Raw genomic sequence first — 23714 nt, forward strand, 5'->3', positions numbered from 1 at the left:
GTCCCGCAGCCCTGCCTCATCCTCGAGCAGGGCTTTTTCTTGTCTGGCAAAGTCAGGCATATAAAAAGGAGCTGCCTTGAAAACCATCGGACTGATCGGCGGAATGAGCTGGGAATCGACGGTGCCTTACTACCGTCAGATCAACGAGACCGTGCGCGAGCTGCTGGGCGGACTGCATTCGGCGAGAGTGGTGCTCGTCAGCGTGGACTTTCATGAGGTGGAGGCGCTGCAGCGTTCGGGCGACTGGGAAGCGTCCGGCCGCATGATGGCCGAGGCGGCGCAGCAGGTCGCCGCGGCCGGAGCGGACTTCATCGTGCTGTGCACGAACACGATGCACAAGGTGGCCGGCGCAATCGAGGCGGCCGTGGACATCCCGCTGCTGCACATCGCCGACCCCACGGCCACGGCGATCCGCGCCGCGGGCTGCCGCAAGGTCGGCCTGCTGGGCACGCGCTTCACGATGGAGCAGACGTTCTACCGTGACCGCCTGCGCGAGCACGGACTGGAGGTGCTGATACCGGAGGAAGCCGACCGCGCCATCGTCCATCGCATCATCTACGAGGAACTGTGCCTGGGCCGCATCGAGCCGGCCTCGCGTACGGAATACCGCCGCATCATGGATGGGCTTGTGGCGCAGGGTGCTGAGGCCATCATCCTGGGCTGCACGGAAATCACGCTGCTCGTGAACGGCTACGACGCCACGGTACCGCTGTTCGACACGACAGCCATCCACGCCCGCCACGCCGCCGTGCAGGCGCTGGCGTAAGCCGCCTCAGGCGGCGGCCAGCAATCGCTCCATGAATGCCCGTTTCGGCGCGCTGCGGCCGCTCGACCAGAAGTCGTCGGTCGCATGCTGCACGGCGCCGTCGCGCAGGATGCGCGCGCGCCACGGCCGGCGCAGCAGCACGCAATGGACGTACGTGGCGAACGACTCGGCAAAGTCGTCGTAGGCATTCGTGCTGGCGTACAGCGTGGGAAAACTGGACTGCTGCAGCGATTCATAGACCGGCAGCATGTCCACGCCGTCGAGCTGCGGCTCGCCGTAGTAGCGCACGCGGTCGCGGCCCGCGAAATCCTCTTCGCGGCGCGGCAGGATGCGATTGTCGCCATCGATGTCCCAGGCCAGCGGCAGGAAGTCGTAGTCGTTGGCCACGCGCACGCCGTCCGGCATGCGCCACCAGTCCGGCAGGAAGCCGCTCCCCGCGCTGAGCACGTGGCCGAACTCGTGCAGCAGCAGGAACTGGATGGCGCCGGCACGGGTATCGTCGGCCGGTTCGGCGATACGCACTTCCAGGGTCAAAGAACCGGTCGGCAGGAACGGACTGCTTTCCTTCCACGTCGCCCACGCGTTGGCGCACCGCGTCAGCAACGCATCGATATCCAGGGCCACCACGGCGCCCAGCGTGTTGCCATGCCGGTCCGCGACGACGTCGGTAATGGCCGACGATCCCAGGCCATGGGCCAGGTGCACGCCGAGCAGCGCGTCCGGCAGCAGCGCGGCCACGGCGGCGGGCATGCCGGCCACGGCCAGGCGAATGTCGTCCAGCAGGTCGGTCGGCGCGCGGGCGGCCGTCGTCACCGCGGGGTTGCCGGTGGCGGCGTTGACCATCGCCACATAGCCGACGAGTTCGTCGACAAGCACGGCTGGGGCGGTGCCGATGCGTTCCAGAACGGGTGTGGCAAGCATGTCGCGCCAAAGGCCAGGGTATTGCGTCACTATCACGATTGCTCCGCCAACGGGGTGTCGAAGTCCGCGCCGTCGCGGCGCAGCGGCGGGCGGGTCATGCACCCGTTACGGCTTGCCGTAGAAAAACTTTATGCTCATCAATACGAAGCCGCGGTAAAGCGCTTGACATCCGCCGCCAACGAATTTAACTTAGACGTTAAATAACGAAGGAGTTAAGTATGGCCCCAGACCCGCTCAGCCAGACCTTCGCGGCGCTGGCGGACCCGACCCGGCGCGCGATCCTTGCCCGCCTGGCCCAGGGGGAGGCGTCAGTGAACGAGCTGGCGGCTCCCTTCGACATCAGCCTTCCCGCCATCTCCCGTCACCTCAAGGTGCTGGAAGCGGCCGGGCTGATTTCCCGGGGGCGCGCTGCCCAGTGGCGCCCTTGCCGGCTCGAAGCAGCCCCGCTGCAGGGACTCGATGGCTGGCTGGACAGCTACCGCCGCCTGTGGGAAGGCAGCTTCGACAAGATGGACGCTTATCTGAAACTGATTCAGCAAGGAGACGGCAATGGAAGCAACGGCAACAGCAAGGCAGACGACCCGACCTGAAGCACTGCGCGACGACGAACTGCTGATCGTCCGCACGTTCGACGCGCCGCGCGCCCTCGTGTTCCACATCTGGCGTCAGCCGGAACACGTCAGGCAATGGCTGGCACCGATGGATTTTCAGTGTGTCAGCCTGGCGTGGGATTTCCGCCCCGGCGGCGCCTGGCGCGCCTGCATCAAGTCGCCCGACAGCGAGCACTGGATGGGCGGCCGGTTCATCGAGATCGAGGCGGAACGGCACATCGTCTTCACGTTCAGGTGGGATCCGGACGGCAGCCCCGACACGGACAGCCCGGAAAACCGTATCACGGTCACGTTCGAGGAGGAGGACGGCCGTACCGTGCAGCGTTTCCATCAGGCGCCGTTCACCACGGTGGCACGGCGCGACAGTCACACCAAGGGCTGGACCAGCGTGGTCGAACGGACCGGCGTCTATGTGGAACGGCTGGCACGGGAGGCATCATGACGACCGTGACGGCGTTGAACAACGTCCCCGGCTTCGCACGCGGGCTGGTGCGCGACCTGCGCGTACGCTGGGCGCTGGAGGAGGCGGGGCAGTCATATGAGCAGCGGCTGTTGGCGCACGGCGAACTGGCCGGCGCGGGCCATCGTGCCCTGCAGCCGTTCTGCCAGGTGCCGACGTACGAAGAGGATGGCCTGGCGCTGTTCGAGTCGGGCGCCATCGTGCTGCACATCGGCGCGGCCAGCCCGGCGCTGTTGCCGGACGACCCTGCCGAACGGGCGCGCGCCACGACATGGGTCTTCGCGGCATTGAATACCGTGGAGCCGCCGATTGCGCAGCTGGCGGAACTGGACTTCTTCCATGCGGGTGAGGCATGGGTCGCCGAGGCCCGCCCCGGCGTCATGGCGGCCGTACGGCGCCGGCTCGACCAGCTGGCGGCGTGTCTGGGGCAGGACGATTATCTGGAAGGACGCTTCACCGCGGGCGACCTGTTGATGGCCACAGTGCTGCGCAACCTGCGCCAGACGGATCTCATCGAAGAGAGGCCGGTGCTGCACGCCTATCTGCGCCGCTGCGAGGGGCGCCCGGCCTTCGCGCGCGCGCTGGCTGCACAGATGGGGGGCTTCGACGACGCGCATTGAGCCGACCGGCAGGCACAAAAAACCCGCCTGGCGGGTTTTTTTCGCGTCCGACGGACGAAAAAAAACCCCGCGCTGCGGGGTTCTCTCACGTCCGGGGGAGCAGATCAGCTCGACTGGATGTTGGAAGCTTGCTTGCCTTTAGGGCCTTGCGTGACTTCGAACTGGACTTTCTGACCTTCTTTCAGGGTCTTGAAGCCGTTCATGTTGATTGCGGAGAAGTGTGCGAACAAATCCTCGCCGCCATCATCAGGAGTGATGAAGCCAAAACCTTTGGAGTCATTGAACCACTTAACGGTACCTGTTGCCATAAAAAGAACTTTCAAATATTAACGAATCACACGAGCCATAAAAGCAAGAAGCTTCCTGCCCCCTCCTCGACAACTCACTTCTTACCAACATGTACATTTCTGCACGAGTCGATATGGCATTGTTGGCGGAACAATTTTTAATGTCAAGCGCTTTGTACCCGCAGTAGTAAGTTTTTTGCAACATGAAATATGGGCCGGAAGGCGCGCTCGTCTCTTGATTTCACGAAAGGCAGCGCCATCTGCGCCAAGTCGGGAAAGCGCGTAAGATTGAGAACAAACGGAAAGGCACGCCTAAACGGGCGTTGCATCGGTCACGAAAGCATTAGAATATAAGCGTATGGCAACCAAGCATGACACTGAGACCGTCCTGGAGCGACAAACGCTGAAGCCGCCACCGATGTACCAGGTGGCGTTGTTGAACGACGACTACACACCGATGGAGTTCGTGGTCGCCATCATCCAGGAATATTTCAACAAGGATCGTGAAACGGCGACACAAATTATGCTGAGTGTGCATCGCTACGGCAAAGGCGTCTGTGGCGTGTTCTCAAAAGATATCGCATCGACAAAAGTGGAGTTCGTTTTAACGCATGCGCGCAAGGCAGGCCACCCCCTGCAGTGCGTGATGGAGGAAGTATGATCGCGCAGGAATTGGAAGTAAGTTTGCACATGGCGTTTGTCGAAGCTCGGCAGGCACGGCATGAATTCATCACGGTTGAGCATTTGCTGCTGGCGCTGCTGGACAATCCTTCGGCGGCGGAAGTGTTGCGTGCCTGCGCGGTCAACATTGAAGACTTGCGCAAGACACTCACCAACTTCATCGGCGACAACACTCCGACGGTCCCGGGCACGGGCGAAGTGGACACGCAGCCCACGCTGGGCTTCCAGCGTGTGATCCAGCGCGCCATCATGCACGTGCAGTCGGCATCGAACGGCAAGAAGGAAGTGACGGGCGCGAACGTGCTGGTCGCCATCTTCGGCGAGAAGGACTCGCACGCCGTCTATTATCTGCACCAGCAGGGCGTGACGCGCCTGGACGTGGTGAACTTCATCTCGCACGGCGTTCGCAAGGACCAGTCGGGCGACACGGCAAAGGCGTCGGAAGGCGTCGAGGAAGGCACGCAGGCCGAAGGCCAGGCGAAGGAAAGCCCGCTCGACCAGTTCACGCAGAACCTGAACAAGTCGGCCGCGGAAGGCAAGATCGATCCGCTGATCGGCCGCGAGGACGAAGTGGATCGCGTCATCCAGATCCTGTGCCGCCGCCGCAAGAACAACCCGCTGCTGGTGGGCGAAGCCGGCGTTGGCAAGACCGCCATCGCCGAAGGCCTGGCCTACCGCATCACGCAGGGCGACGTGCCCGAAGTGCTGTCGAATGCGGTCGTGTATTCGCTGGACATGGGCGCGCTGCTGGCGGGCACCAAGTACCGCGGCGACTTCGAACAGCGCCTGAAGGCCGTCCTGAAGCAGCTGAAGGACAATCCGAACGGCATCCTGTTCATCGATGAGATCCACACCATTATCGGTGCCGGGTCCGCATCGGGCGGCACGCTGGACGCGTCGAACCTGCTCAAGCCGGCGCTGTCGAACGGCCAGCTCAAGTGCATCGGCGCGACCACGTTCACGGAATTCCGCGGCGTGTTCGAGAAGGACCATGCGCTGTCCCGCCGGTTCCAGAAGGTGGACGTCAACGAGCCGACCGTCGAGCAGACGGTGCAGATCCTGCGCGGCCTGAAGTCGCGCTTCGAAGAGCACCACGGCGTGAAATATTCGTCGACGGCGCTGACGACCGCTGCCGAGCTGGCGGCCCGCTTCATCAACGACCGCCACCTGCCGGACAAGGCCATCGACGTCATCGACGAAGCGGGTGCGGCGCAACGCATCCTGCCGAAGTCGAAGCAGAAGAAGACCATCGGCAAGACGGAGATCGAAGAGATCATCTCGAAGATCGCCCGCATCCCGCCGCAGACCGTCAACCAGGACGACCGCAGCAAGCTGCAGACGATCGACCGCGACCTGCGCAACGTCGTGTTCGGCCAGGATCCGGCCATCGATGCGCTGGCCTCGGCCATCAAGATGTCGCGTGCCGGCCTCGGCAAGCAGGACAAGCCGATTGGCTCGTTCCTGTTCTCCGGTCCGACGGGCGTGGGCAAGACGGAAGTGGCGAAGCAGCTGGCCTTCATCCTCGGCATCGAACTGATCCGGTTCGACATGTCCGAGTACATGGAGCGTCATGCCGTGTCGCGCCTGATCGGTGCGCCGCCCGGATATGTCGGTTTCGACCAGGGCGGCCTGCTGACGGAAGCGATCACGAAAAAGCCGCACGCCGTGCTGCTGCTGGACGAGATCGAGAAGGCCCATCCGGACATCTTCAACATCCTGCTGCAGGTGATGGACCATGGCACCTTGACGGATAACAACGGTCGCAAGGCCGACTTCCGCAACGTGATCATCATCATGACGACCAATGCGGGTGCGGAAGCGCTGCAGAAGGCGCCGATCGGTTTCACGAACACGAAGGAAACCGGCGACGAAATGGCCGACCTGAAGCGCATGTTCACGCCGGAGTTCCGCAACCGGATCGACGCGATCATCAGCTTCCGCGCGCTGGACGAGGAAATCATCCTGCGCGTGGTGGACAAGTTCCTGATGCAGCTGGAAGAGCAGCTGCACGAGAAGAAGGTGGAAGCGATCTTCACGGAGAACCTGCGCCGGTTCCTGTCGAAGAAAGGCTTCGATCCGCTGATGGGGGCAAGGCCGATGTCGCGCCTGATCCAGGACATGATCCGCAAGGCGCTGGCCGACGAACTGCTGTTCGGCCGCCTCGTCGCCGGCGGCAAGGTCACCGTGGACCTGGACGAGAAGGACCAGATCAAGCTGGACTTCCCGGAACCGGACGCGGCACCGCTGCCACCGCCGGAGACCGTCGAAGTGGAGTGATCCACTGTGCGACCATGAAGAACCCGCTCTCGAGCGGGTTTTTTTTCGCCGTTGCGGACGGACTGTCGAGTCCTGAAGCAGACCATCCGGACAAGCCCGCAGAGAACCTCACAGGGCGCGCTACCGCCGCAACAGCAGCAACAGTATCCCCAGCAGCGCCCCGATGCAGATCGGCACCAGCGCACCGGTCGCGCGGCGCGGCGGACCGGCCTGCGCCTGCTGCGGCAGGCGCGCCAGCAGCTCGATGTCGTCCGGATGGACGTAGGTCTCCCCCACGGTGCGATAGGTCTGGAGCTCGTCATCGCGCACGCGCGCCCCAAGTTCGCGCGCCAGATCGAGCATCAGTGCCAGCAGCGTCGGTCCCGGGTTGCTGGCCCACAGCTCCCCGGCCTGCAGGAACATGACTTCCGTATCGTCCGGCGTGGTCGGATCGACGAGGCGGGCATCGGCGCGAGCGTCCGGCGCCAGCACGTACGGGCTGCCGATGCGTTGCAGGGCGCGGACGATCTCGTCCGGCTCGATGGGCTGCGGCATGCCGCCATCCGCGCGCAGGAGGGTGACGTGTCTGCCCATGCGTCAGCGGGTTGCCGGCGGTTCGGCGCGCAGCCTCATCGCCGGCGACGGCCCAGCAGCACGCCGAAACCGCCGGCCAGCAGCGACCAGGTGGCCGGCTCCGGCACCGGCGGCAGGGGGGCGCCGTCGAGCGCAATGGCGTCGAACGCGAGGCCCGAGTCGGCCGACGCGTCGTACCAGTTCATCACGCCGAATTCCAGATAATAACTGCCGCTCGTGGCAATGGCATAGCTGGCGCCGATCCAGTCCGTCACGCCGCACGGCCACATAGCAGGTGCCGGAATCCGCGCCCAGCGGGCTCCAGAAGGGCGGCGGCCCGGACACGGTGGACGATGACGGTGTCAGCCAGGCGGCAGGAGGCGGCATGCCGAATCCCGGGACGGCCCCCCCGCCCGGCGAGGTGCGGGCCGTAACGAGCAGGGCGGCCTGGTTGCCGTCCGCATGTATCAGGCGCACCCATGCGTAATCGGTGAAGTCGCCCGCGTCCGTTGTCACGTAGTTGAACTGGAACGTCAGCGCCTGGCCGGCCGCCGCCGTGAACAGGTGGGAGCGCAGCAGGCTGCCGCCACCGGAGTCGGCCGGCGAGTTCACCCCGGGCAGCAGGACGCCGGGCGCGCCGCCATAGGTGGAAATCCAGCCGTAGTGCGTGCCGCCGTTCGGGGCCAGTTGCACGTCGCCGTCGGCCTCCGACACGCCGCATGCGCCGGTGCATTGCCACGACGCGGGGAGACCATTGTCGAAAATCTGTGCCGAGGCACCCTGGGCCAGCAGAGCCAGCATGCCGCCCGCCAGCAGGCGGCTGACTGAATGAAAGTTCATGGCGTTCCTTCAAAGAGTTTGAGCAGGAACAGGACACATGCATATTTCATGCCTCATGTTTTACGCCAGTCGTCGCCCGGAGCCGCCCGATCCCGCGATGAACGTTGTAAAAATTTCCGACAGTGGGGGGGCGTCCACACCAATACTATTTTCCCGCCGAGAACTGTGCCAGAATCATGTTCCACCGTCCCATCACTGCCCGCCGATGCCCTCGCTCCGTCGTATCTCCCGTCTCCTGTTGTCCGCCGGACTGCTGGCTGTCGCCGTCCACGCTGCGGCCGCGCAACCCTACCTGAGGTACCCCGCCATCCGCGGCGATGCCGTCGTCTTCACGGCCGAAGGCGACCTGTGGCGCGTGCCCGCCGCCGGCGGTGCCGCCCAGCGCCTGACGACGCATGCTGCCGCTGAAACCCATGCCGCCATTTCGCCGGACGGCCGCTGGGTGGCTTTCGCCGCCAGTTACGAAGGGGCGCAGGAAGCTTACGTGATGCCGCTTGCGGGCGGCCTGCCGCGCCGGCTGACGTTCGAGAACGGCAGCGTCACGGTGCTGGGCTGGACGGCTCAGGGCGAAGTGCTGGTCAGCACACAGAATTCCGTCGGGCCGGGGGCGCACCGCATCGTGGCCGCCGTCATGCCGGGCACGCTGGCGCGCCGTGTGTTCCCGGTCGCCGATGCCAATGACGCGGTGCTGGACGATACGGGCAAGACGCTGTACTTCACCCGTTACGGCCTCGTGCTGACCAACGACAACGTGCGCCGCTACCGCGGCGGCGCGCATGCGCAGCTGTGGCGCTTCGAGCTGGACGGCAAGGCGGAAGCGCGTCCCGTGTTCCCGGGCGACGCCGCCAACAACAAGCGCCCCATGTGGTGGCAGGGCCGGTTGTATTTCGTCAGCGACCGCGGCGGTACGGACAACCTTTGGACGGCCGCGCCCGACGGCAGCGACGTGCGCCAGCTCACCACGTACAAGGACTGGGACGTGCGCAACGCTACGCTGGGCGACGGCCGCGTCGCCTACCAGCTGGGCGCGGACCTGCACGTGTACGACCTGGCAAAACGCAGCGCGCAGCAGCTCAACATCAGCCTCGTCTCCGACTTCGACCAGCAGCGCACCCGCCTGATCCGCTCGCCGCTGGAGACGCTGACGAACGTGCAGCTTTCGGGCAAGGAAGAACGCATCGTGCTGACGGCGCGTGGAAGGGTCAGCATCGCCGGCACGGGCAGCCAGCGCCGCGTCGAGATCGCCGTGCCGGAAGGCGCCCGCGCCCGCGACGCCATTTTTTCCGCCGACGAGAAGTGGGTGTACGCGATCGTCGACACCACGGGCGAGAACGAGATCTGGCGCTTCGCCAGCGATGGCTCGGGCCACGGCGAGCAGCTCACCAAGGACGGCAACAACCACCGCTGGGCACTGTATCCGTCACCGGACGGGCGCTGGCTGGGCCACACGGACAAGAAGGGCCGCTTCTGGCTGCTCGACCTGAAGACGCGCGAGAACACGCTGATCGACGACGCCGGCAAGGCCGGCATCGACCAGCACGACAACGTGGTCTGGTCGCCGGACAGCCGCAACATCGCGTTCGTGCGCAGCGCCAGCAGCGAGCAGCGCGACCAGATCGGCATGGTCAATGTCGCGACAAAGGAGCTGCTGTTCGTCACGTCGGACCGCTACACGTCGGGCGATCCCGCTTTTTCGCCGGATGGGCGCTGGCTGTACTTCCTGTCGGCGCGCCACTTCAAGCTGAGCAACGGCTCGCCGTGGGGCGACCGCAATATGGGTCCGGTATTCGACAAGCGCACGGGCATCTTCGCGCTGGCGCTGCAGCCCGGGAACCGCTTCCCGTTCAAGCCGGACGACGAATTGAGCAAGGCGGCCGTCAAGCCGCCCGAAAGCCCGGAGGAGACGGCGGCGGAGAAGGCGGTCGAGAAGGCGGTGGACAAGCTGGCGGCCGACAAGGCCAAGGATGGCAGGCAGGCCAAGGAAACCAAACCCGTGCCGCCGCCAAAGCCGGCGTTGCCGGGTGTCGTCTACGCCGGGCTGGCGCAGCGGCTGTTCGAAGTGCCGCTCGCGCCCGGCAACTACCGCAAGCTGGCGGTGGACGACAAGCGCCTGTACTTCATCGATGCCGATGGCGCAGACAACCGCCCGGCACTGCGTACGCTGGCCATCGCCCGCACGGAGCCCAAGCCCGAGACGTTCGCCGCCAACGTGCGCGACTTCGACCTGTCGGCCGACCGCAAGCACCTGTACTACAGGACGGGCAACGGCAATCCGGGCGACATGCTGATCGTGGAAGCGGGCGCCAAGGCGCCGGCCGATACCAGCAAGGCCAGAGTGAAGGTGGACGACTGGAGCATCGTGTCGAACCCGCGCCAGGAATGGAAGCAGATGTTCAACGATGCCTGGCGCATGCACCGCGACTTCCTGTACGACGTCAAGATGCGCGGCGTGAGCTGGGTCGGCGTGCGCGACAAATACCTGCCGCTGGTCGAGCGCGTGACGGACCGCGCGGAACTGAACGACATCCTCGGCATGATGGTGGCCGAAGTGGGCGCGCTGCACTCGCAGGTGGCGCCGGGCGACATCCGCAAGAGCGCGCCGGAAGGCACGCCCGCCGGCCTGGGTGGCGTGCTGGCGCGGACCAGTACCGGGTATCGCGTCGACCGCGTCTACCGCAGCGAGAGCGAGCTGCCGGGCGAACGCTCGCCGCTGGCGCAGGCCGACGTGGACGTGCGCGAGGGCGACGTGATCACGGCCGTCAACGGCAAGTCGGTCCTGGAAGCGCGCGACATCTCCGACCTGCTGCTGAACCAGGCCGACCGCCAGGTGCTGCTGAACGTGCAGCCGGCGAAAGGCGCCGCACGCGCCGTCATTGCGCTGCCCGTGACGATGGCACGGCAGGCCGCGCTGCAGTACAGCGACTGGGAGCAGGGCCGGGCCGAACGCGTCGCGCAGGCATCGGACGGCCGCGTCGGCTACCTGCACCTGCGCGCGATGGGCAGCGACGACATCGCCGCCTTTGCCCGCGACTTCTACGCCAACGTCAACCGCGACGGCCTGATCATCGACGTGCGGCGCAACCGCGGCGGCAATATCGACAGCTGGATCATCGAGAAGCTGCTGCGCAAGGCGTGGGCATTCTGGACGACGCCGGTCGGCCAGACGTCGCCGAACATGCAGAACACGTTCCGCGGCCACCTGGTCGTGCTGGTCGACGAGCTGACGTACTCGGATGGGGAGACATTCGCCGCCGGCGTCAAGGCGCTGGGACTGGGTCCGCTGGTGGGCAAGCGTACGGCGGGCGCCGGCGTCTGGCTGAGCGACCGTAACCGCCTGGCCGACAACGGCATGGTGCGGGTGGCGGAGATGGGCCAGTTCGACACCGACAAGGGCGTCTGGCTGATCGAGGGCGTGGGCGTCGTGCCGGACGTGGAAGTGGACAACCTGCCCAACGCCACGTTCAAGGGCGAAGACCGCCAGCTGGAAACGGCGCTGGAGATGCTGAAGAAGAAAATCGCCGAGTCGCCGGTGCGCCGGTATCAGGCGCAGCCCATCCCGGCGCTGAATTATTGACAGACCGGCGGCAAATGGCAGGCCCGGTCATGCACCGGCGTCACGCGCCGGTTTCCTCCTTGCGCAGCCGGCGCCACAGCGTCGTGCGGCTGATGCCCAGGTAGGCTGCCGCCGCGTCGCGCTGGCCGTCAAAACGGCGCAGTACGGCGGCGACGCTCTCCCGGTCCGGCGCGGTGGCTGCGGATGCAACGTCCGCCTGCGCCAGCTCCGGTGCCACCTCCAGCACGAACGCGGCTGTCAGCGCCTGCAGCGGCTCGGCGGCCAGGAACAGCGCCAGACGCTCGGCCAGGTTGCGCAGCTCGCGCACGTTGCCCGGCCACGGGTAGCGTCGCAGCAGTGCGCCGCAGGCTGCCAGTTCCGCGGAGAGGTTGGGCGACGACCGGGCGCCCAGCGCCGCCAGCGCATTGCGCAGCGACCATTCGGCCAGCGGCACGACGTCGTCCGGGCGCTGGCGCAGCGGCGGCAGGGCCAGGCGCAGCACGGCCAGTCGGTAAAACAGGTCGGCGCGGAAGCGGCCTTCGCGCACGCGCGTTTCCAGGTCGCAGTGCGTGGCGCTGACGATGCGCACGTCCACCGGCACCGGCCGGGTGCCGCCCACGCGCATCACTTCGCGCTCCTCCAGCACGCGCAGCAGCCGCGTTTGCAGCGCCAGCGGCATCTCGCCGATCTCGTCGAGGAACAGCGTACCGTGGTTGGCCGCTTCGAACAGGCCCGCGTGGCCGCCACGGCGCGCACCCGTGAACGCGCCTTCCTCATGCCCGAACAGTTCCGATTCCAGCAGCGATTCGGCAATCGCCCCGCAATTGACGGCGACGAACGGCGCCCTGGCCCGGCTGCCGCGCGGGCTTTCCCGATGAATGGCCTGCGCCACCAGTTCCTTGCCGCTGCCCGTCTCGCCCTGGATCAGCACCGTCGCCGGCGAGCGGGCATACAGCACGACGGCCTGGCGCACCTTCTCCATCGCGGCGGACTGGCCGCGCAGGTCGGCCACGCCATGGCGGGCGCGCCGCGTGTCCGTGGTGGCGGGCCCGCGCCCGCGGTGGCGCTGCGCCTCCAGCTGGCCCAGGCGCGCGATCTCCAGCGCATCGTCGAACGCCTGCCGGATCGACGCGGCCGAATAAACGAACACGCCCGTCAACCCCGCCTGCTCGGCCAGGTCCGTTACCAGCCCCGCGCCGACGACGGCGCGCACGCCCGCCGCTTTCAGATCGGCGATGCGGGCACGCGCATCCTGCTCGGTGGCGTAAGTCTGCTGCAGAACGTCGATGCCGAACGTGTCGGCGAACTGCGCCAGGTCCGCCACCGGCGAGCCGTAGGTGACGACGGCAATCGCACCGCCGCCGGCGGCCCGGCGGGCCCGCGCCAGCGCACCCATCATGTCGTAGCCGGATGCCTTGGCCACGACGACAGGCACGGACAGGCGGCTCTTCAGGTATGCCGCGTTCGAGCCGGCCGAAATGACGGCGTCGCAGCGCTCCGTCACCAGGCGCTCGCGGATGTGGCGCACAGCGTCGTCGAACCCGAGGTTGATCGGCTCGATGGTCGCCAGCGCGTCGTATTCCAGCGTGATGTCGCGGAACAGCTCAGCCAGACGCGAGACGGAGACCGTCCAGATGACGGGCTTGTCCGGATCGGGCAGGAGAGAGGGATGGGCCATGTTTCACATTATATTGCAGTGCTGTTTCAATGTTTCACAATGAAACGTCTACAGAGTGAACGAAACGTTGCAAGTGCTTGATTTCGCACGCTTGGCGCCGGTGGCACGCCCCTTGCAATAGAAAAAGCATCATTTGCCGTAGCCACCATTGAAAGGTCATCATGAGTCAACTCTCCGCCGGCGCTGCGTTTCGTCAGGCCGTCCGTGAAGAAGCGCCGCTGCAAGTCGTGGGCGCCATCAATGCCAACCACGCCCTGCTGGCCCAGCGTGCGGGCTTTCGCGCCATCTACCTGTCCGGCGGCGGTGTCGCGGCCGGGTCGCTCGGCCTGCCCGATCTCGGCATCTCGGGTCTCGAGGACGTGCTGATCGACGTGCGCCGCATCACCGACGTCTGCGATCTGCCGCTGCTGGTCGATGTCGACACGGGCTTCGGCGCCTCCGCCTTCAACGTGGCGCGTACCGTCAAGTCGCTGATCAAGGCCGGCGCCGGCGCCATGCACATCGAGGACCAGGTGGGCGCCAAGCGCTGCGGCCACCGGCCCGGCAAGGAGATCGTCAGCAAGGCAGAGATGGTCGACCGCATCAAGGCCGCCGTCGACGCCCGCACGGACGAGAACTTCGTCATCATGGCGCGCACGGACGCGCTGGCGGTGGAAGGGATGGACGCCGCGCTGGAGCGCGCCATCGCCTGCGTCGAAGCCGGGGCCGACATGATCTTCCCGGAAGCGATGACGGAGCTGTCGATGTACAAGCGCTTCGTGGACGCCGTCAAGGTGCCGGTGCTGGCCAACATCACGGAATTCGGCTCGACGCCGCTGTTCACCGTGGAAGAACTGAAGACGGCGGACGTGGGCCTCGTGCTGTACCCGCTGTCCGCCTTCCGCGCGATGAACAAGGCGGCCGAAAACGTCTACGGCGCAATCCGTCGCGACGGCTCCCAGAAGGCCGTGCTGGACACCATGCAGACGCGCGAGGAACTGTACGACCGCATCAACTACCACGCCTTTGAACAGAAGCTCGACGCGCTGTTCCAGGCCGCAAAAAAATAAGGAGACCATCGAGATGACCGAAGCCACCACCTTCAAGCCCAAGAAATCCGTCGCCCTGTCCGGCGTCGCCGCGGGGAACACCGCGCTGTGCAGCGTCGGCAAGACGGGCAACGACCTGCACTATCGCGGCTACGACATCCTGGACGTGGCCGACAGCTGCGAGTTCGAGGAAATCGCCTACCTGCTGGTGCACGGCAAGCTGCCCAACAGCGGCGAACTGCGCGGCTACAAGGCCAAACTGCGTTCGCTGCGCGGCCTGCCGCAGGCCGTGAAAACGGCGCTGGAAGCGCTGCCGGCCGGCGCCCACCCGATGGACGTGATGCGCACGGGCGTCTCCACGCTGGGCTGCACGCTGCCGGAAAAGGACGACCACAATATCGCCGGCGCGCGCGACATCGCCGACCGCCTGATGGCGTCGTTCGGCTCGATGCTGCTGTACTGGTACCACTACAGCCATAACGGCAAGCGCATCGAGGTCGAGACGGACGACGACAGTATCGGCGGCCACTTCCTGCACCTGCTGCACGGCCACCCGCCCCGCGATAGCTGGGTCAAGGCGATGCACACGTCGCTGATCCTGTACGCGGAACACGAGTTCAACGCGTCCACCTTCACGGCCCGCGTCATCGCCGGCACGGGCTCGGACATGCACTCGGCCATCACGGGCGCCATCGGCGCGCTGCGCGGACCGAAGCACGGCGGCGCCAACGAGGTGGCGCTGGAAATCCAGAAGCGCTACGAAAACGCCGACGAGGCGGAAAGCGACATCCGCGCCCGCGTGGCGAACAAGGAAGTCGTCATCGGCTTCGGCCACCCCGTCTACACGATCTCCGACCCGCGCAACAAGGTGATCAAGGAAGTGGCGCGCAAGCTGTCCCAGGAAGGCGGCTCGATGAAGATGTTCGATATCGCCGAGCGCCTGGAAACGGTCATGTGGGACATCAAGAAGATGTTCCCGAACCTGGACTGGTTCTCCGCCGTGTCGTACCACATGATGGGCGTGCCGACGGCCATGTTCACGCCGCTGTTCGTCATCTCGCGCACGTCCGGCTGGGCCGCGCACGTCATCGAACAGCGCATCGACAACAAGATCATCCGCCCAAGCGCGAACTATGTCGGTCCCGAGGATCTGCAGTTCGTGCCGCTTGCGGACCGGAAGTAAGAGGCATTGGCATGACTATCGCAATGAACAGCGCGTACCGCACGCCGCTGGCCGGTACCAGTCTCGATTACTTCGATGCGCGCGCCGCCGTCGAGGCGATCGAAGCGGGCGCTTACGACAAGCTGCCCTACACGTCGCGCGTGCTGGCGGAGAACCTGTGCCGCCGCTGCGACGCGACCCAGCTGACGGCTTCGCTGCAGCAGATCGTCGGCCGCAAGCGCGACCTGGATTTCCCGTGGTTCCCGGCCCGCGTCGTCTGCCATGACATCCTGGGCCAGACCGCTCTCGTCGACCTGGCCGGCCTGCGCGACGCCATCGCGGAGCAGGGTGGCGATCCGGCCCTCGTCAATCCGGTGGTGCCGACGCAGCTGGTCGTCGACCATTCGCTGGCCGTCGAATGCGGCGGGTTCGATCCGCAGGCGTTCGAGAAGAACCGCGCCATCGAGGACCGCCGCAACGAGGACCGCTTCCACTTCATCGACTGGACCAAGAAGGCGTTCCGCAACGTGGACGTGATCCCGCCGGGGAACGGCATCCTGCACCAGATCAACCTGGAGCGGATGTCGCCGGTGATCCAGGTGGAGAATGGCGTGGCCTACCCGGACACGCTGGTCGGCACCGACTCCCATACGCCGATGGTCGATGCGCTGGGCGTCATCGCCGTCGGCGTGGGCGGGCTGGAGGCGGAAACGGTGATGCTGGGCCGCGCCTCCTGGATGCGCCTGCCCGACATCGTCGGCGTGCAGCTGACGGGCCGTCCGCAGCCGGGCATCACGGCCACCGACATCGTGCTGGCGCTGACGGAATTCCTGCGCAAGCAGAAGGTGGTATCGGCCTACCTGGAGTTCTTCGGCGAAGGCGCCACGGCGCTGACGCTGGGCGACCGCGCCACGATCTCGAACATGGCGCCGGAATTCGGCGCCACGGCGGCGATGTTCTACATCGACGAACAGACGACGAAGTACCTGCGCCTGACGGGCCGCGACGAGGAACTGGTCGCGCTGGTCGAGCTGTACGCGAAGAAGACGGGCCTGTGGGCCGACGCCCTCAAGGATGCCGAGTACGAACGCACCCTGAGCTTCGATCTGTCGAGTGTCGTGCGCAATATCGCGGGGCCTTCGAATCCGCACAAGCGCGTGCCGACGTCGGAGCTGGCCGCGCGCGGCATTTCCGGCATCGTCGAGAACGAGCCGGGGCGCATGCCGGACGGCGCCGTCATCATTGCCGCGATCACCAGCTGCACCAACACGAACAACCCGCGCAACATGATCGCGGCGGGCCTGCTGGCCCGTAACGCCAATCGCCACGGGCTGCTGCGGAAACCCTGGGTGAAAAGCTCGCTGGCGCCCGGCTCGAAGGCCGTGACGCTGTACCTGGAAGAAGCCGGGCTGCTGCCGGAACTGGAAGCGCTGGGCTTTGGTGTCGTCGCGTATGCCTGCACGTCGTGCAACGGCATGTCCGGCGCGCTCGATCCCGCCATCCAGCAGGAGATCGTCGAGCGCAACCTGTACGCGACGGCCGTCCTGTCGGGCAACCGCAATTTCGACGGCCGCATCCACCCGTATGCGCAGCAGGCGTTCCTCGCTTCGCCGCCGCTGGTGGTGGCGTATGCGATCGCCGGCACGATCCGTTTCGATATCGAGAAGGACGTGCTGGGCACGACGGCCGACGGCCAGCCGATCCGCCTGGAAGACCTGTGGCCGGGCGACGAGGAGATCGACGCCATCGTCGCGTCCAGCGTCAAGCCGGATCACTTCCGCAAGGTGTACATCCCGATGTTCGCGCGCACCGAGGATGCCGGGGAGGCCGTCAGCCCGCTGTACGACTGGCGAGCGCAAAGCACGTATATCCGCCGCCCGCCGTACTGGGAGGGCGCGCTGGCCGGCGAACGCACGTTGCGCGGCATGCGCCCGCTTGCTCTGCTGGGCGACAACATCACGACGGATCACCTGTCGCCGTCGAACGCCATCATGCTGGACTCCGCGGCCGGCGAGTACCTGGCGAAGATGGGCCTGCCGGAGGAAGACTTCAACTCGTACGCGACCCACCGGGGCGATCACCTGACGGCGCAGCGGGCCACGTTCGCCAACCCGACCTTGAAGAACGAGATGGTCGTCGTCGATGGCCAGCTCAAGGCCGGCTCGCTGGCGCGCATCGAACCCGAGGGCAGGGTGGTGCGCATGTGGGAAGCGATCGAGACGTATATGGAACGCAAGCAGCCGCTGATCATCATCGCCGGCGCCGACTATGGCCAGGGCTCGTCGCGCGACTGGGCTGCGAAAGGCGTACGGCTGGCCGGTGTCGAAGCCATCGTCGCTGAGGGTTTTGAACGGATTCACCGCACCAATCTGGTGGGCATGGGCGTGCTGCCGCTGGAGTTCGTGGGCGGCATCAACCGCGTCACTTTGGGACTGGACGGCACGGAGACGTATGACGTCGTGGGCGAACGGCAGCCGCGTGCGACGCTGACATTGACGATCCATCGCGCCAGCGGCGAAAGCCTGACGGTGCCGGTGCTGTGCCGGCTCGACACGGCCGAAGAACTGGCGATCTACGAGGCGGGCGGCGTGCTGCAGCGCTTCGCGCAGGACTTCCTGGCCGCGACCGTCGTCACCACCAGCGAGGCGGCATGATGGCGCATCCTGCTCAAGTGAAGATCCCGGCCACGTACATGCGCGGCGGCACCAGCAAGGGCGTCTTCTTCCGGCTGCAGGATCTGCCGGAAGCGGCGCAGGTGCCGGGCGCCGCGCGCGACGCGCTGCTGCTGCGCGTGATCGGCAGCCCGGACCCGTACGGCAAGCAGATCGACGGCATGGGCGGCGCCACGTCCAGCACCAGCAAGGCCGTCATCATTGCGCCATCCGCGCGGCCCGGACATGACGTCGACTACCTGTTCGGCCAGGTCTCGATCGACAAGCCGTTCGTCGACTGGAGCGGCAACTGCGGCAACCTGTCCGCAGCTGTCGGTTCGTTCGCCATCGCCAGCGGCCTGGTGGAGGCGAGCCGCGTGCCGCGCGACGGCATCTGCGTCGTGCGCATCTGGCAGGCCAATATCGGCAAGACCATCGTCGCGCACGTGCCGATGACGGACGGCGCCGTGCAGGAAACGGGCGCCTTCGAACTCGACGGCGTGACGTTCCCGGCCGCCGAGGTGCAGCTGGAGTTCATGGATCCCGCCGCCGAAGAGGGCGACGGCGGCGCCATGTTCCCGACCGGGAGCCTGGTGGACGAACTGGACGTGCCCGGCGTCGGCACCCTGCGCGCGACGATGATCAATGCGGGCATCCCCACCATTTTTGTCGAAGCCGGGGCGCTCGGCTACACCGGCACGGAGCTCCAGGAGGCGATCAACGGCGATGCCCAGGCGCTGGCGCGCTTCGAGACGATCCGCCTCCACGGGGCCGTGCGCATGGGCCTTGCCGGCTCCGTCGACGAGGCGGCGAAGCGGCAGCACACGCCGAAGGTGGCGTTCGTGGCGCCGGCGCGCGACTACACGTCGTCCAGCGGCAAGGCCGTGGCGGCGGGCGACATCGACCTGCTGGTGCGGGCCCTGTCGATGGGCAAGCTGCACCACGCGATGATGGGCACAGCGGCCGTGGCCATCGGCACGGCAGCGGCGGTGCCCGGCACGCTGGTGAACGCGGCGGCGGGCGGCGGCTCGCGCACGGCAGTGCGGTTTGGCCATCCGTCCGGCACCTTGCGGGTGGGCGCCGAAGCGACGCTGGTGGACGGCCAGTGGCAGGTCACCAAAGCCATGATGAGCCGCAGCGCGCGTGTGCTGATGGAAGGGTGGGTGCGCGTGCCGGGCGACACGTTCTGACCGGGCTTTCCCGGTTTCCGATCATGCAGCGGGACGGTATGGCCGTCCCGTTGTTGTATCCGGACCCCGGACGGCCCCTCGCTTGCGGCGGAAGGTGGCTATTGCAGGGCGGGTCGTTTATGATCCCAGAACTTCGTTGCCGCATGGCATCATGTAACTTCGATAACTCATGACCACTGCCCTGTCCCACCACGATGCCGTCGCCACGGCCCTGCAGCTGCTCGGCATCCCGGCGTATGCCTGCAACGGCGACGGCACGGTGGTTGCGGCGAACGACGAGCTGGCACTGCTGCTGGGCCGCGACCTGCGCGGCCAGGGACCGGCGACGCTGTTCGCCCGGCACGTGCTGGCCGGCAGCGTGGTGACAATGACAGCGGCACTGGCCGGCACGGCGCGGGCAACGTGGGAAAGCTGCGTCACCGCAAGCGATGGCCGCGACGTTGCGGTACAGGTGACGGTCAAGCCGTATCCGCCGGGCTGCGGACAGCGCGGCGGCACGGTCGTGCTGCACGATATCGGCGCCGTCGAGCACGACCGGCGCGCGCTGCGCAAGGCGCTGCTGGAGCAGCAGGCCATTCTGGAGAACGCGGCGGTCGGCATCATCTACAGCCGGCACGATGAAATCCGCGAGTGCAATCTGCGCGCGGCCGAACTGTTCGGCTACGACCGCGCCGACCTGCAGGGCGCGCCCAGCGTGATCCTCTACCCGGACCCGGACGAATTCCGCCGGCGCCGCGCGCGCTGGCTGCCCGTGCTGCGCGAAGGCCGCTCGGTGACGCTGGACGTGCAGATGCGGCGGCGTGACGGCAGCCTGTTCTGGACGCGCTGCTACGGCCGCCTGATCGATCCGGTGCAGGCTGCCGAAGGCATGGTGTGGATCGTTGAGGATATCAGCGACCAGCGCGCCGCCAGCGAGGCCACGCGCCAGCTGCTGCTGGAGCAGAAGGCGATCCTCGACAACGCCTCCGTCGGCATCCTGTTTACCAAACAGCAGCACATGGTGAGCTGCAATCCGCGCATGGCCGAGATGTTCGGCTACGCGGCGGACGAAATGGTGGGGCTGCCTGCGAGCGCCGTGTTCCCGTCGCCGGAAATGTACGACCGGTTCGGCCGCGAGGCAGGACCGGCGTTGCTGGCGGGGCAGCCGTTCGAGCAGAAGGAGTTTCCGTTCCTGCGCAAGGACGGCACCCTGTTCTGGTGCCGCGTGCGCGCCAAGGCCGTGGACCATGGGCAGAACAACGCCGGCACGATCTGGATCCTGGAGGACGTGACGCAGTCGCGCGAGCTGCAGATGGACGTGGAGGCGCTGATGACGAATGCGTCGATCAGCATCCTGTTCACCCGCAACGGCGTCATCACGCGCTGCAACCGCGGCTTCATGGAAATGTTCCGCTATCAGGGCCAGGAGTGCGTGGGCCTGCCAGCGGCCCGGCTGCATCCGACGGCCGAAGGGTACGAGGCGCTCGGCGCGCTGGCGATACCGCTGCTGCGGCAGGCCAGGCCGATCCAGACCGAGGTCGAAATGCGTCGCAGCGACGACACGACGTTCTGGGCGCAGGTGATCGGCTATGTCGTCAACCCGGCCGACGCCACGCAAGGCACGATCTGGATCGTCGAGGACCGCACCGAACAGAAGGCGGCCGAGGAGTCGCTGCGCAATGCGCTGCTGGAAAACCAGGCCATCCTGGACAGCGCCGTGCTGGGCATCGCCGTCGTCGAGGGTGGATGCAACCTGCGCTGCAACCGCAAGATGGAAGAGCTGTTCGGGTACGACGGCAGTGAACTGAGCGGGGTAGCGGTCCGCCAGCTGTATCCGGACACCGAAGCGTGGCAGGCCGCACGGCGCGAGACGGCGGCGGACTTTCAGGCCGGGCGGGTCAGCTCGGCCGAGCACCAGCTGGTGCGGCGCGACGGCAGCCGCTTCTGGGCGCGCCTGTCCGGCCGGCCGTTCGACTGGGCGCAGCCCCAGGCCCGTTCCGTCTGGATGATCGACGACGTGACGGCGCGCCGCGAAACCGCCGAGGCGGTGCGGCGCGCACGCGACGAGCTGGAAGTGCGCGTGCTGGAACGCACGGCCGAACTGGCCGGCGCCAATGCCAGGCTGCAGGCGGAAATCGTCGAGCGGCGCCAGGCTGAAGCACGGGTGCACCATATGGCCTATCACGACAGCCTGACGGGACTGCCCAACCGCGCGCTGCTGTCGGACCGGCTGGACCGCGCGTTGCTGGCGGCCAAGCGCACGGGCCGCAGCCTGGCGGTGATCTTCCTGGACCTGGACCGCTTCAAGACCATCAACGATACGCTGGGCCACCTTGCCGGCGACGAGTTGCTCAAGCAGGTCGCCGCGCGGCTGTGCGGCGCCGTGCGCGCCAGCGACACGGTGGCGCGCCTGGGCGGCGACGAATTCGTCGTGCTGCTGCCTGGCCTGCGCGCGCACGACGAGGCGGCGCAGGTGGCCGACAAGATCATCGACGCGCTGGCGCTGCCGTTCCCGCTGGAAGGGCGCGTGCTGCACGTGACGCCGTCGATGGGCATCTGCGTCTACCCGGACGATGGCATGGACGTGGAGACGCTGATGCGCCATGCCGATGCGGCGATGTACCACGCGAAAGCGGCAGGCCGCAACAACTACCAGTTCTTCACGCAGAACATGGGCCAAACGGGCGAGCACCTCGAGCTGGAAAGCGCCTTGCGCAGCGCGCTGGCACTGCGCCAGTTCGAACTGCACTTCCAGCCCATCGTCCACCTGGCCACGCGCCGTGTGCAGTCGCTGGAAGTGCTGCTGCGCTGGCGTCGTCCCGTCACGGGGCTCGTGATGCCGGATCAGTTCATTCCCCTCATCGAGGAGAACGGCCTGATCGTGCCGATCGGCGAGTGGGCGATCCGGCGCGCGTGCGAGCAGAACATGGAGTGGCAGCGCCAGGGACTGCGTCCCGTGCCGCTGGCCGTCAACCTGTCGGCGCGGCAGTTCATGCACAAGGGGCTGGTACCGTCGATCCGCCGCATCCTCGACGAGACGGGCATCGACCCGGCGCTGCTGGAGTTCGAGATCACGGAAACGGCGCTGATGCAGCATGGCGAACAGACGCTGGAGATTCTCGGCCAGATCAACGCGATGGGCATACGCCTGTCGATCGACGACTTCGGCACCGGTTATTCCAGCCTGGCTTACCTGAAGCGCTTCCCCGTCAGGAAGATCAAGATCGACCGCGCCTTCGTCAAGGACCTCGAGCACAGCGCCGAGGACCGCGCCATCGTGTCGGCCATCGTCGCGCTGTCGGACAGCCTGCAGTTGTCCGTCGTGGCCGAGGGGATCGAGACGGAAGGGCACTGCTACCTGCTGCAACGGCAGGGCTGCCAGTTCGGCCAGGGCTATCTGTTCTCGCGGCCGCTGCCCGCGGCGGATGCCGCCGGCATGCTCGATCGTGAAATTCAGTCGAGCGTGGCGATGACGGGCGTGTGATCCGAAGGCTGCGGCCACTTGCGCGGCGCCCGGTCGATCGTGCATGCCGTGCAGCGCGCCACCAGCGGCCCTGAGAGCAGGATATGGTCGATGCGCAGTCCCTGGTTCTTCTGGAAGCGCAGCATGCGGTAGTCCCACCAGCTGTACGCTTTTTCAGGCTGCTCGAACAGGCGGAACGAATCGGTCAGTCCCACGTCGAGCAGCGCCTGGAAGGCCTCGCGCTCGCGCGGCGACACGTGCACTTCGCCCACCCAGGCCGCCGGATCGTGCACGTCGCGGTCTTCGGGCGCCACGTTGTAGTCGCCCAGCACGGCCAGCGCGGGATTGCGCGCCAGCTCTTCGGCCAGCCACTCGCGCAGCGCCGCCATCCAGGATAGTTTGTAGACGTACTTGTCGGAATCGACCGCCTGGCCGTTCGGCACGTAAGCGCACACGACCCGGATGCCATCGATGGTCGCGGCCAGGATGCGCTGCTGCTCGTCCGGATACTTCGGATTGTTGCGGACGATGTCCGTCATCGGCAGGCGCGACAGGATAGCGACGCCGTTGTATGTCTTCTGGCCGGAGAATGCCACCTGCCAGCCGGCCGCCTCGATGGCGGCGGCAGGGAACTTATCGTCCGTCATCTTCGTTTCCTGGATACAGACCACGTCCACGGGATTTTCCTCCAGCCAGCGCAGCAGATGCGGCAGGCGGACGTTGAGCGAGTTGACATTCCAGGTAACGAGTTTCATGGCGATATCTTAGAGTCGGTGAGGGCACGCATATTACAGGATCTGACAGGTGTCGCGAGTTGCCGAGAACGAATACAATGTGCGACAATGAATTGCACAAAAACATTGATTTTAAAACACGTGCAATCACTCTCAGACGCAATCTCTGTTGCAAAATGCGACATCCCCGAAAATAATTGCCGATAATGTCTCGGAGTTATCAAAATAGTACCAAGATTCGATTAACGTTCGACCGAAAGC

Annotated in this window: 18 protein-coding genes; 12 read left to right on the forward strand and 6 right to left on the reverse strand. The window is 66.3% G+C overall.

What is annotated here, in order from left to right:
* Window positions 1-76: 76 nt before the first annotated feature.
* A complete protein-coding gene (locus E1742_RS23595; protein WP_134387512.1) occupies window positions 77-766 on the forward strand; it encodes an aspartate/glutamate racemase family protein in 690 nt (229 codons plus the stop codon).
* Between the two features lie 6 nt (window positions 767-772).
* Here E1742_RS23595 and E1742_RS23600 read toward each other — a convergent pair whose 3' ends face one another.
* A complete protein-coding gene (locus E1742_RS23600; RefSeq protein ID WP_134387513.1) occupies window positions 773-1687 on the reverse strand; it encodes a hypothetical protein in 915 nt (304 codons plus the stop codon).
* Between the two features lie 218 nt (window positions 1688-1905).
* Between E1742_RS23600 and E1742_RS23605 the strand changes: the two genes are divergently transcribed.
* The 3 genes from E1742_RS23605 to E1742_RS23615 are packed head-to-tail and all read left to right on the forward strand — an operon-like array spanning window position 1906 to window position 3378.
* Window positions 1906-2277, forward strand: coding sequence for an ArsR/SmtB family transcription factor (locus tag E1742_RS23605; protein ID WP_134387514.1), 372 nt, complete (start codon window positions 1906-1908; stop codon window positions 2275-2277).
* Window positions 2237-2740, forward strand: a complete 504-nt coding sequence (locus E1742_RS23610) for an SRPBCC family protein (RefSeq protein WP_134387515.1) — start codon at window positions 2237-2239, stop codon at window positions 2738-2740. The genes E1742_RS23605 and E1742_RS23610 overlap by 41 nt, the downstream gene beginning before the upstream one ends.
* Window positions 2737-3378, forward strand: a complete 642-nt coding sequence (locus tag E1742_RS23615) for a glutathione S-transferase family protein (RefSeq protein WP_134387516.1) — start codon at window positions 2737-2739, stop codon at window positions 3376-3378. Before E1742_RS23610 ends, E1742_RS23615 begins: the two co-directional genes overlap by 4 nt.
* Before the next feature lie 104 nt (window positions 3379-3482).
* On the opposite strand, the gene cspE is transcribed toward E1742_RS23615, so the two are convergent.
* Window positions 3483-3686, reverse strand: a complete 204-nt coding sequence (gene cspE / locus E1742_RS23620) for a transcription antiterminator/RNA stability regulator CspE (protein ID WP_055937397.1) — start codon at window positions 3684-3686, stop codon at window positions 3483-3485.
* Window positions 3687-4023: 337 nt separating this feature from the next.
* On the opposite strand from cspE, the gene clpS reads away from it, so the two are divergent.
* Window positions 4024-4326: an ATP-dependent Clp protease adapter ClpS gene (clpS, locus tag E1742_RS23625; protein WP_130185626.1), complete on the forward strand. Its 303-nt coding sequence runs from the start codon at window positions 4024-4026 to the stop codon at window positions 4324-4326.
* On the forward strand, window positions 4323-6623 hold the full coding sequence (gene clpA, locus E1742_RS23630) for an ATP-dependent Clp protease ATP-binding subunit ClpA (RefSeq protein WP_134387517.1): 2301 nt from the start codon (window positions 4323-4325) through the stop codon (window positions 6621-6623). Before clpS ends, clpA begins: the two co-directional genes overlap by 4 nt.
* Window positions 6624-6743: 120 nt before the next feature.
* Here clpA and E1742_RS23635 read toward each other — a convergent pair whose 3' ends face one another.
* Both E1742_RS23635 and E1742_RS23640 read right to left on the reverse strand, forming a co-directional pair.
* Complete coding sequence (locus E1742_RS23635; protein WP_134387518.1) at window positions 6744-7196, reverse strand: hypothetical protein; 453 nt, start codon at window positions 7194-7196, stop codon at window positions 6744-6746.
* A 3-nt stretch (window positions 7197-7199) separates the two neighbouring features.
* Window positions 7200-8015, reverse strand: a complete 816-nt coding sequence (locus tag E1742_RS23640; protein ID WP_206076705.1) for an NF038132 family protein — start codon at window positions 8013-8015, stop codon at window positions 7200-7202.
* A gap of 205 nt (window positions 8016-8220) precedes the next feature.
* Here E1742_RS23640 and E1742_RS23645 point away from each other — a divergent pair, with 205 nt between their 5' ends.
* Window positions 8221-11589: a S41 family peptidase gene (locus E1742_RS23645; protein WP_134387519.1), complete on the forward strand. Its 3369-nt coding sequence runs from the start codon at window positions 8221-8223 to the stop codon at window positions 11587-11589.
* A gap of 40 nt (window positions 11590-11629) precedes the next feature.
* On the opposite strand, the gene prpR is transcribed toward E1742_RS23645, so the two are convergent.
* Window positions 11630-13246 (reverse strand): propionate catabolism operon regulatory protein PrpR, encoded by a 1617-nt coding sequence (gene prpR / locus E1742_RS23650; RefSeq protein WP_134387520.1) that lies wholly within the window; start codon window positions 13244-13246, stop codon window positions 11630-11632.
* A 161-nt stretch (window positions 13247-13407) separates the two neighbouring features.
* Here prpR and prpB point away from each other — a divergent pair, with 161 nt between their 5' ends.
* The 5 genes from prpB (at window position 13408) to E1742_RS23675 (ending at window position 22740) form a co-directional block, all read left to right on the forward strand.
* Complete coding sequence (gene prpB / locus E1742_RS23655; protein WP_134387521.1) at window positions 13408-14295, forward strand: methylisocitrate lyase; 888 nt, start codon at window positions 13408-13410, stop codon at window positions 14293-14295.
* A 13-nt stretch (window positions 14296-14308) separates the two neighbouring features.
* Window positions 14309-15457, forward strand: coding sequence for a bifunctional 2-methylcitrate synthase/citrate synthase (gene prpC, locus E1742_RS23660; RefSeq protein WP_134387522.1), 1149 nt, complete (start codon window positions 14309-14311; stop codon window positions 15455-15457).
* A 23-nt stretch (window positions 15458-15480) separates the two neighbouring features.
* Complete coding sequence (gene acnD, locus E1742_RS23665; RefSeq protein ID WP_134388318.1) at window positions 15481-18090, forward strand: Fe/S-dependent 2-methylisocitrate dehydratase AcnD; 2610 nt, start codon at window positions 15481-15483, stop codon at window positions 18088-18090.
* Window positions 18090-19277 (forward strand): 2-methylaconitate cis-trans isomerase PrpF, encoded by a 1188-nt coding sequence (gene prpF, locus E1742_RS23670; protein ID WP_134388319.1) that lies wholly within the window; start codon window positions 18090-18092, stop codon window positions 19275-19277. Before acnD ends, prpF begins: the two co-directional genes overlap by 1 nt.
* 169 nt (window positions 19278-19446) lie before the next feature.
* Entirely contained in the window at window positions 19447-22740 is a 3294-nt protein-coding gene (locus E1742_RS23675; RefSeq protein WP_134387523.1) for a bifunctional diguanylate cyclase/phosphodiesterase, read from the forward strand.
* Here E1742_RS23675 and E1742_RS23680 read toward each other — a convergent pair.
* Window positions 22710-23474, reverse strand: coding sequence for an exodeoxyribonuclease III (locus tag E1742_RS23680; RefSeq protein ID WP_134387524.1), 765 nt, complete (start codon window positions 23472-23474; stop codon window positions 22710-22712). The genes E1742_RS23675 and E1742_RS23680 overlap by 31 nt on opposite strands.
* Window positions 23475-23714: the final 240 nt, after the last annotated feature.

The organism is Pseudoduganella plicata (assembly GCF_004421005.1).
Taxonomy (GTDB): domain Bacteria; phylum Pseudomonadota; class Gammaproteobacteria; order Burkholderiales; family Burkholderiaceae_D; genus Rugamonas; species Rugamonas plicata.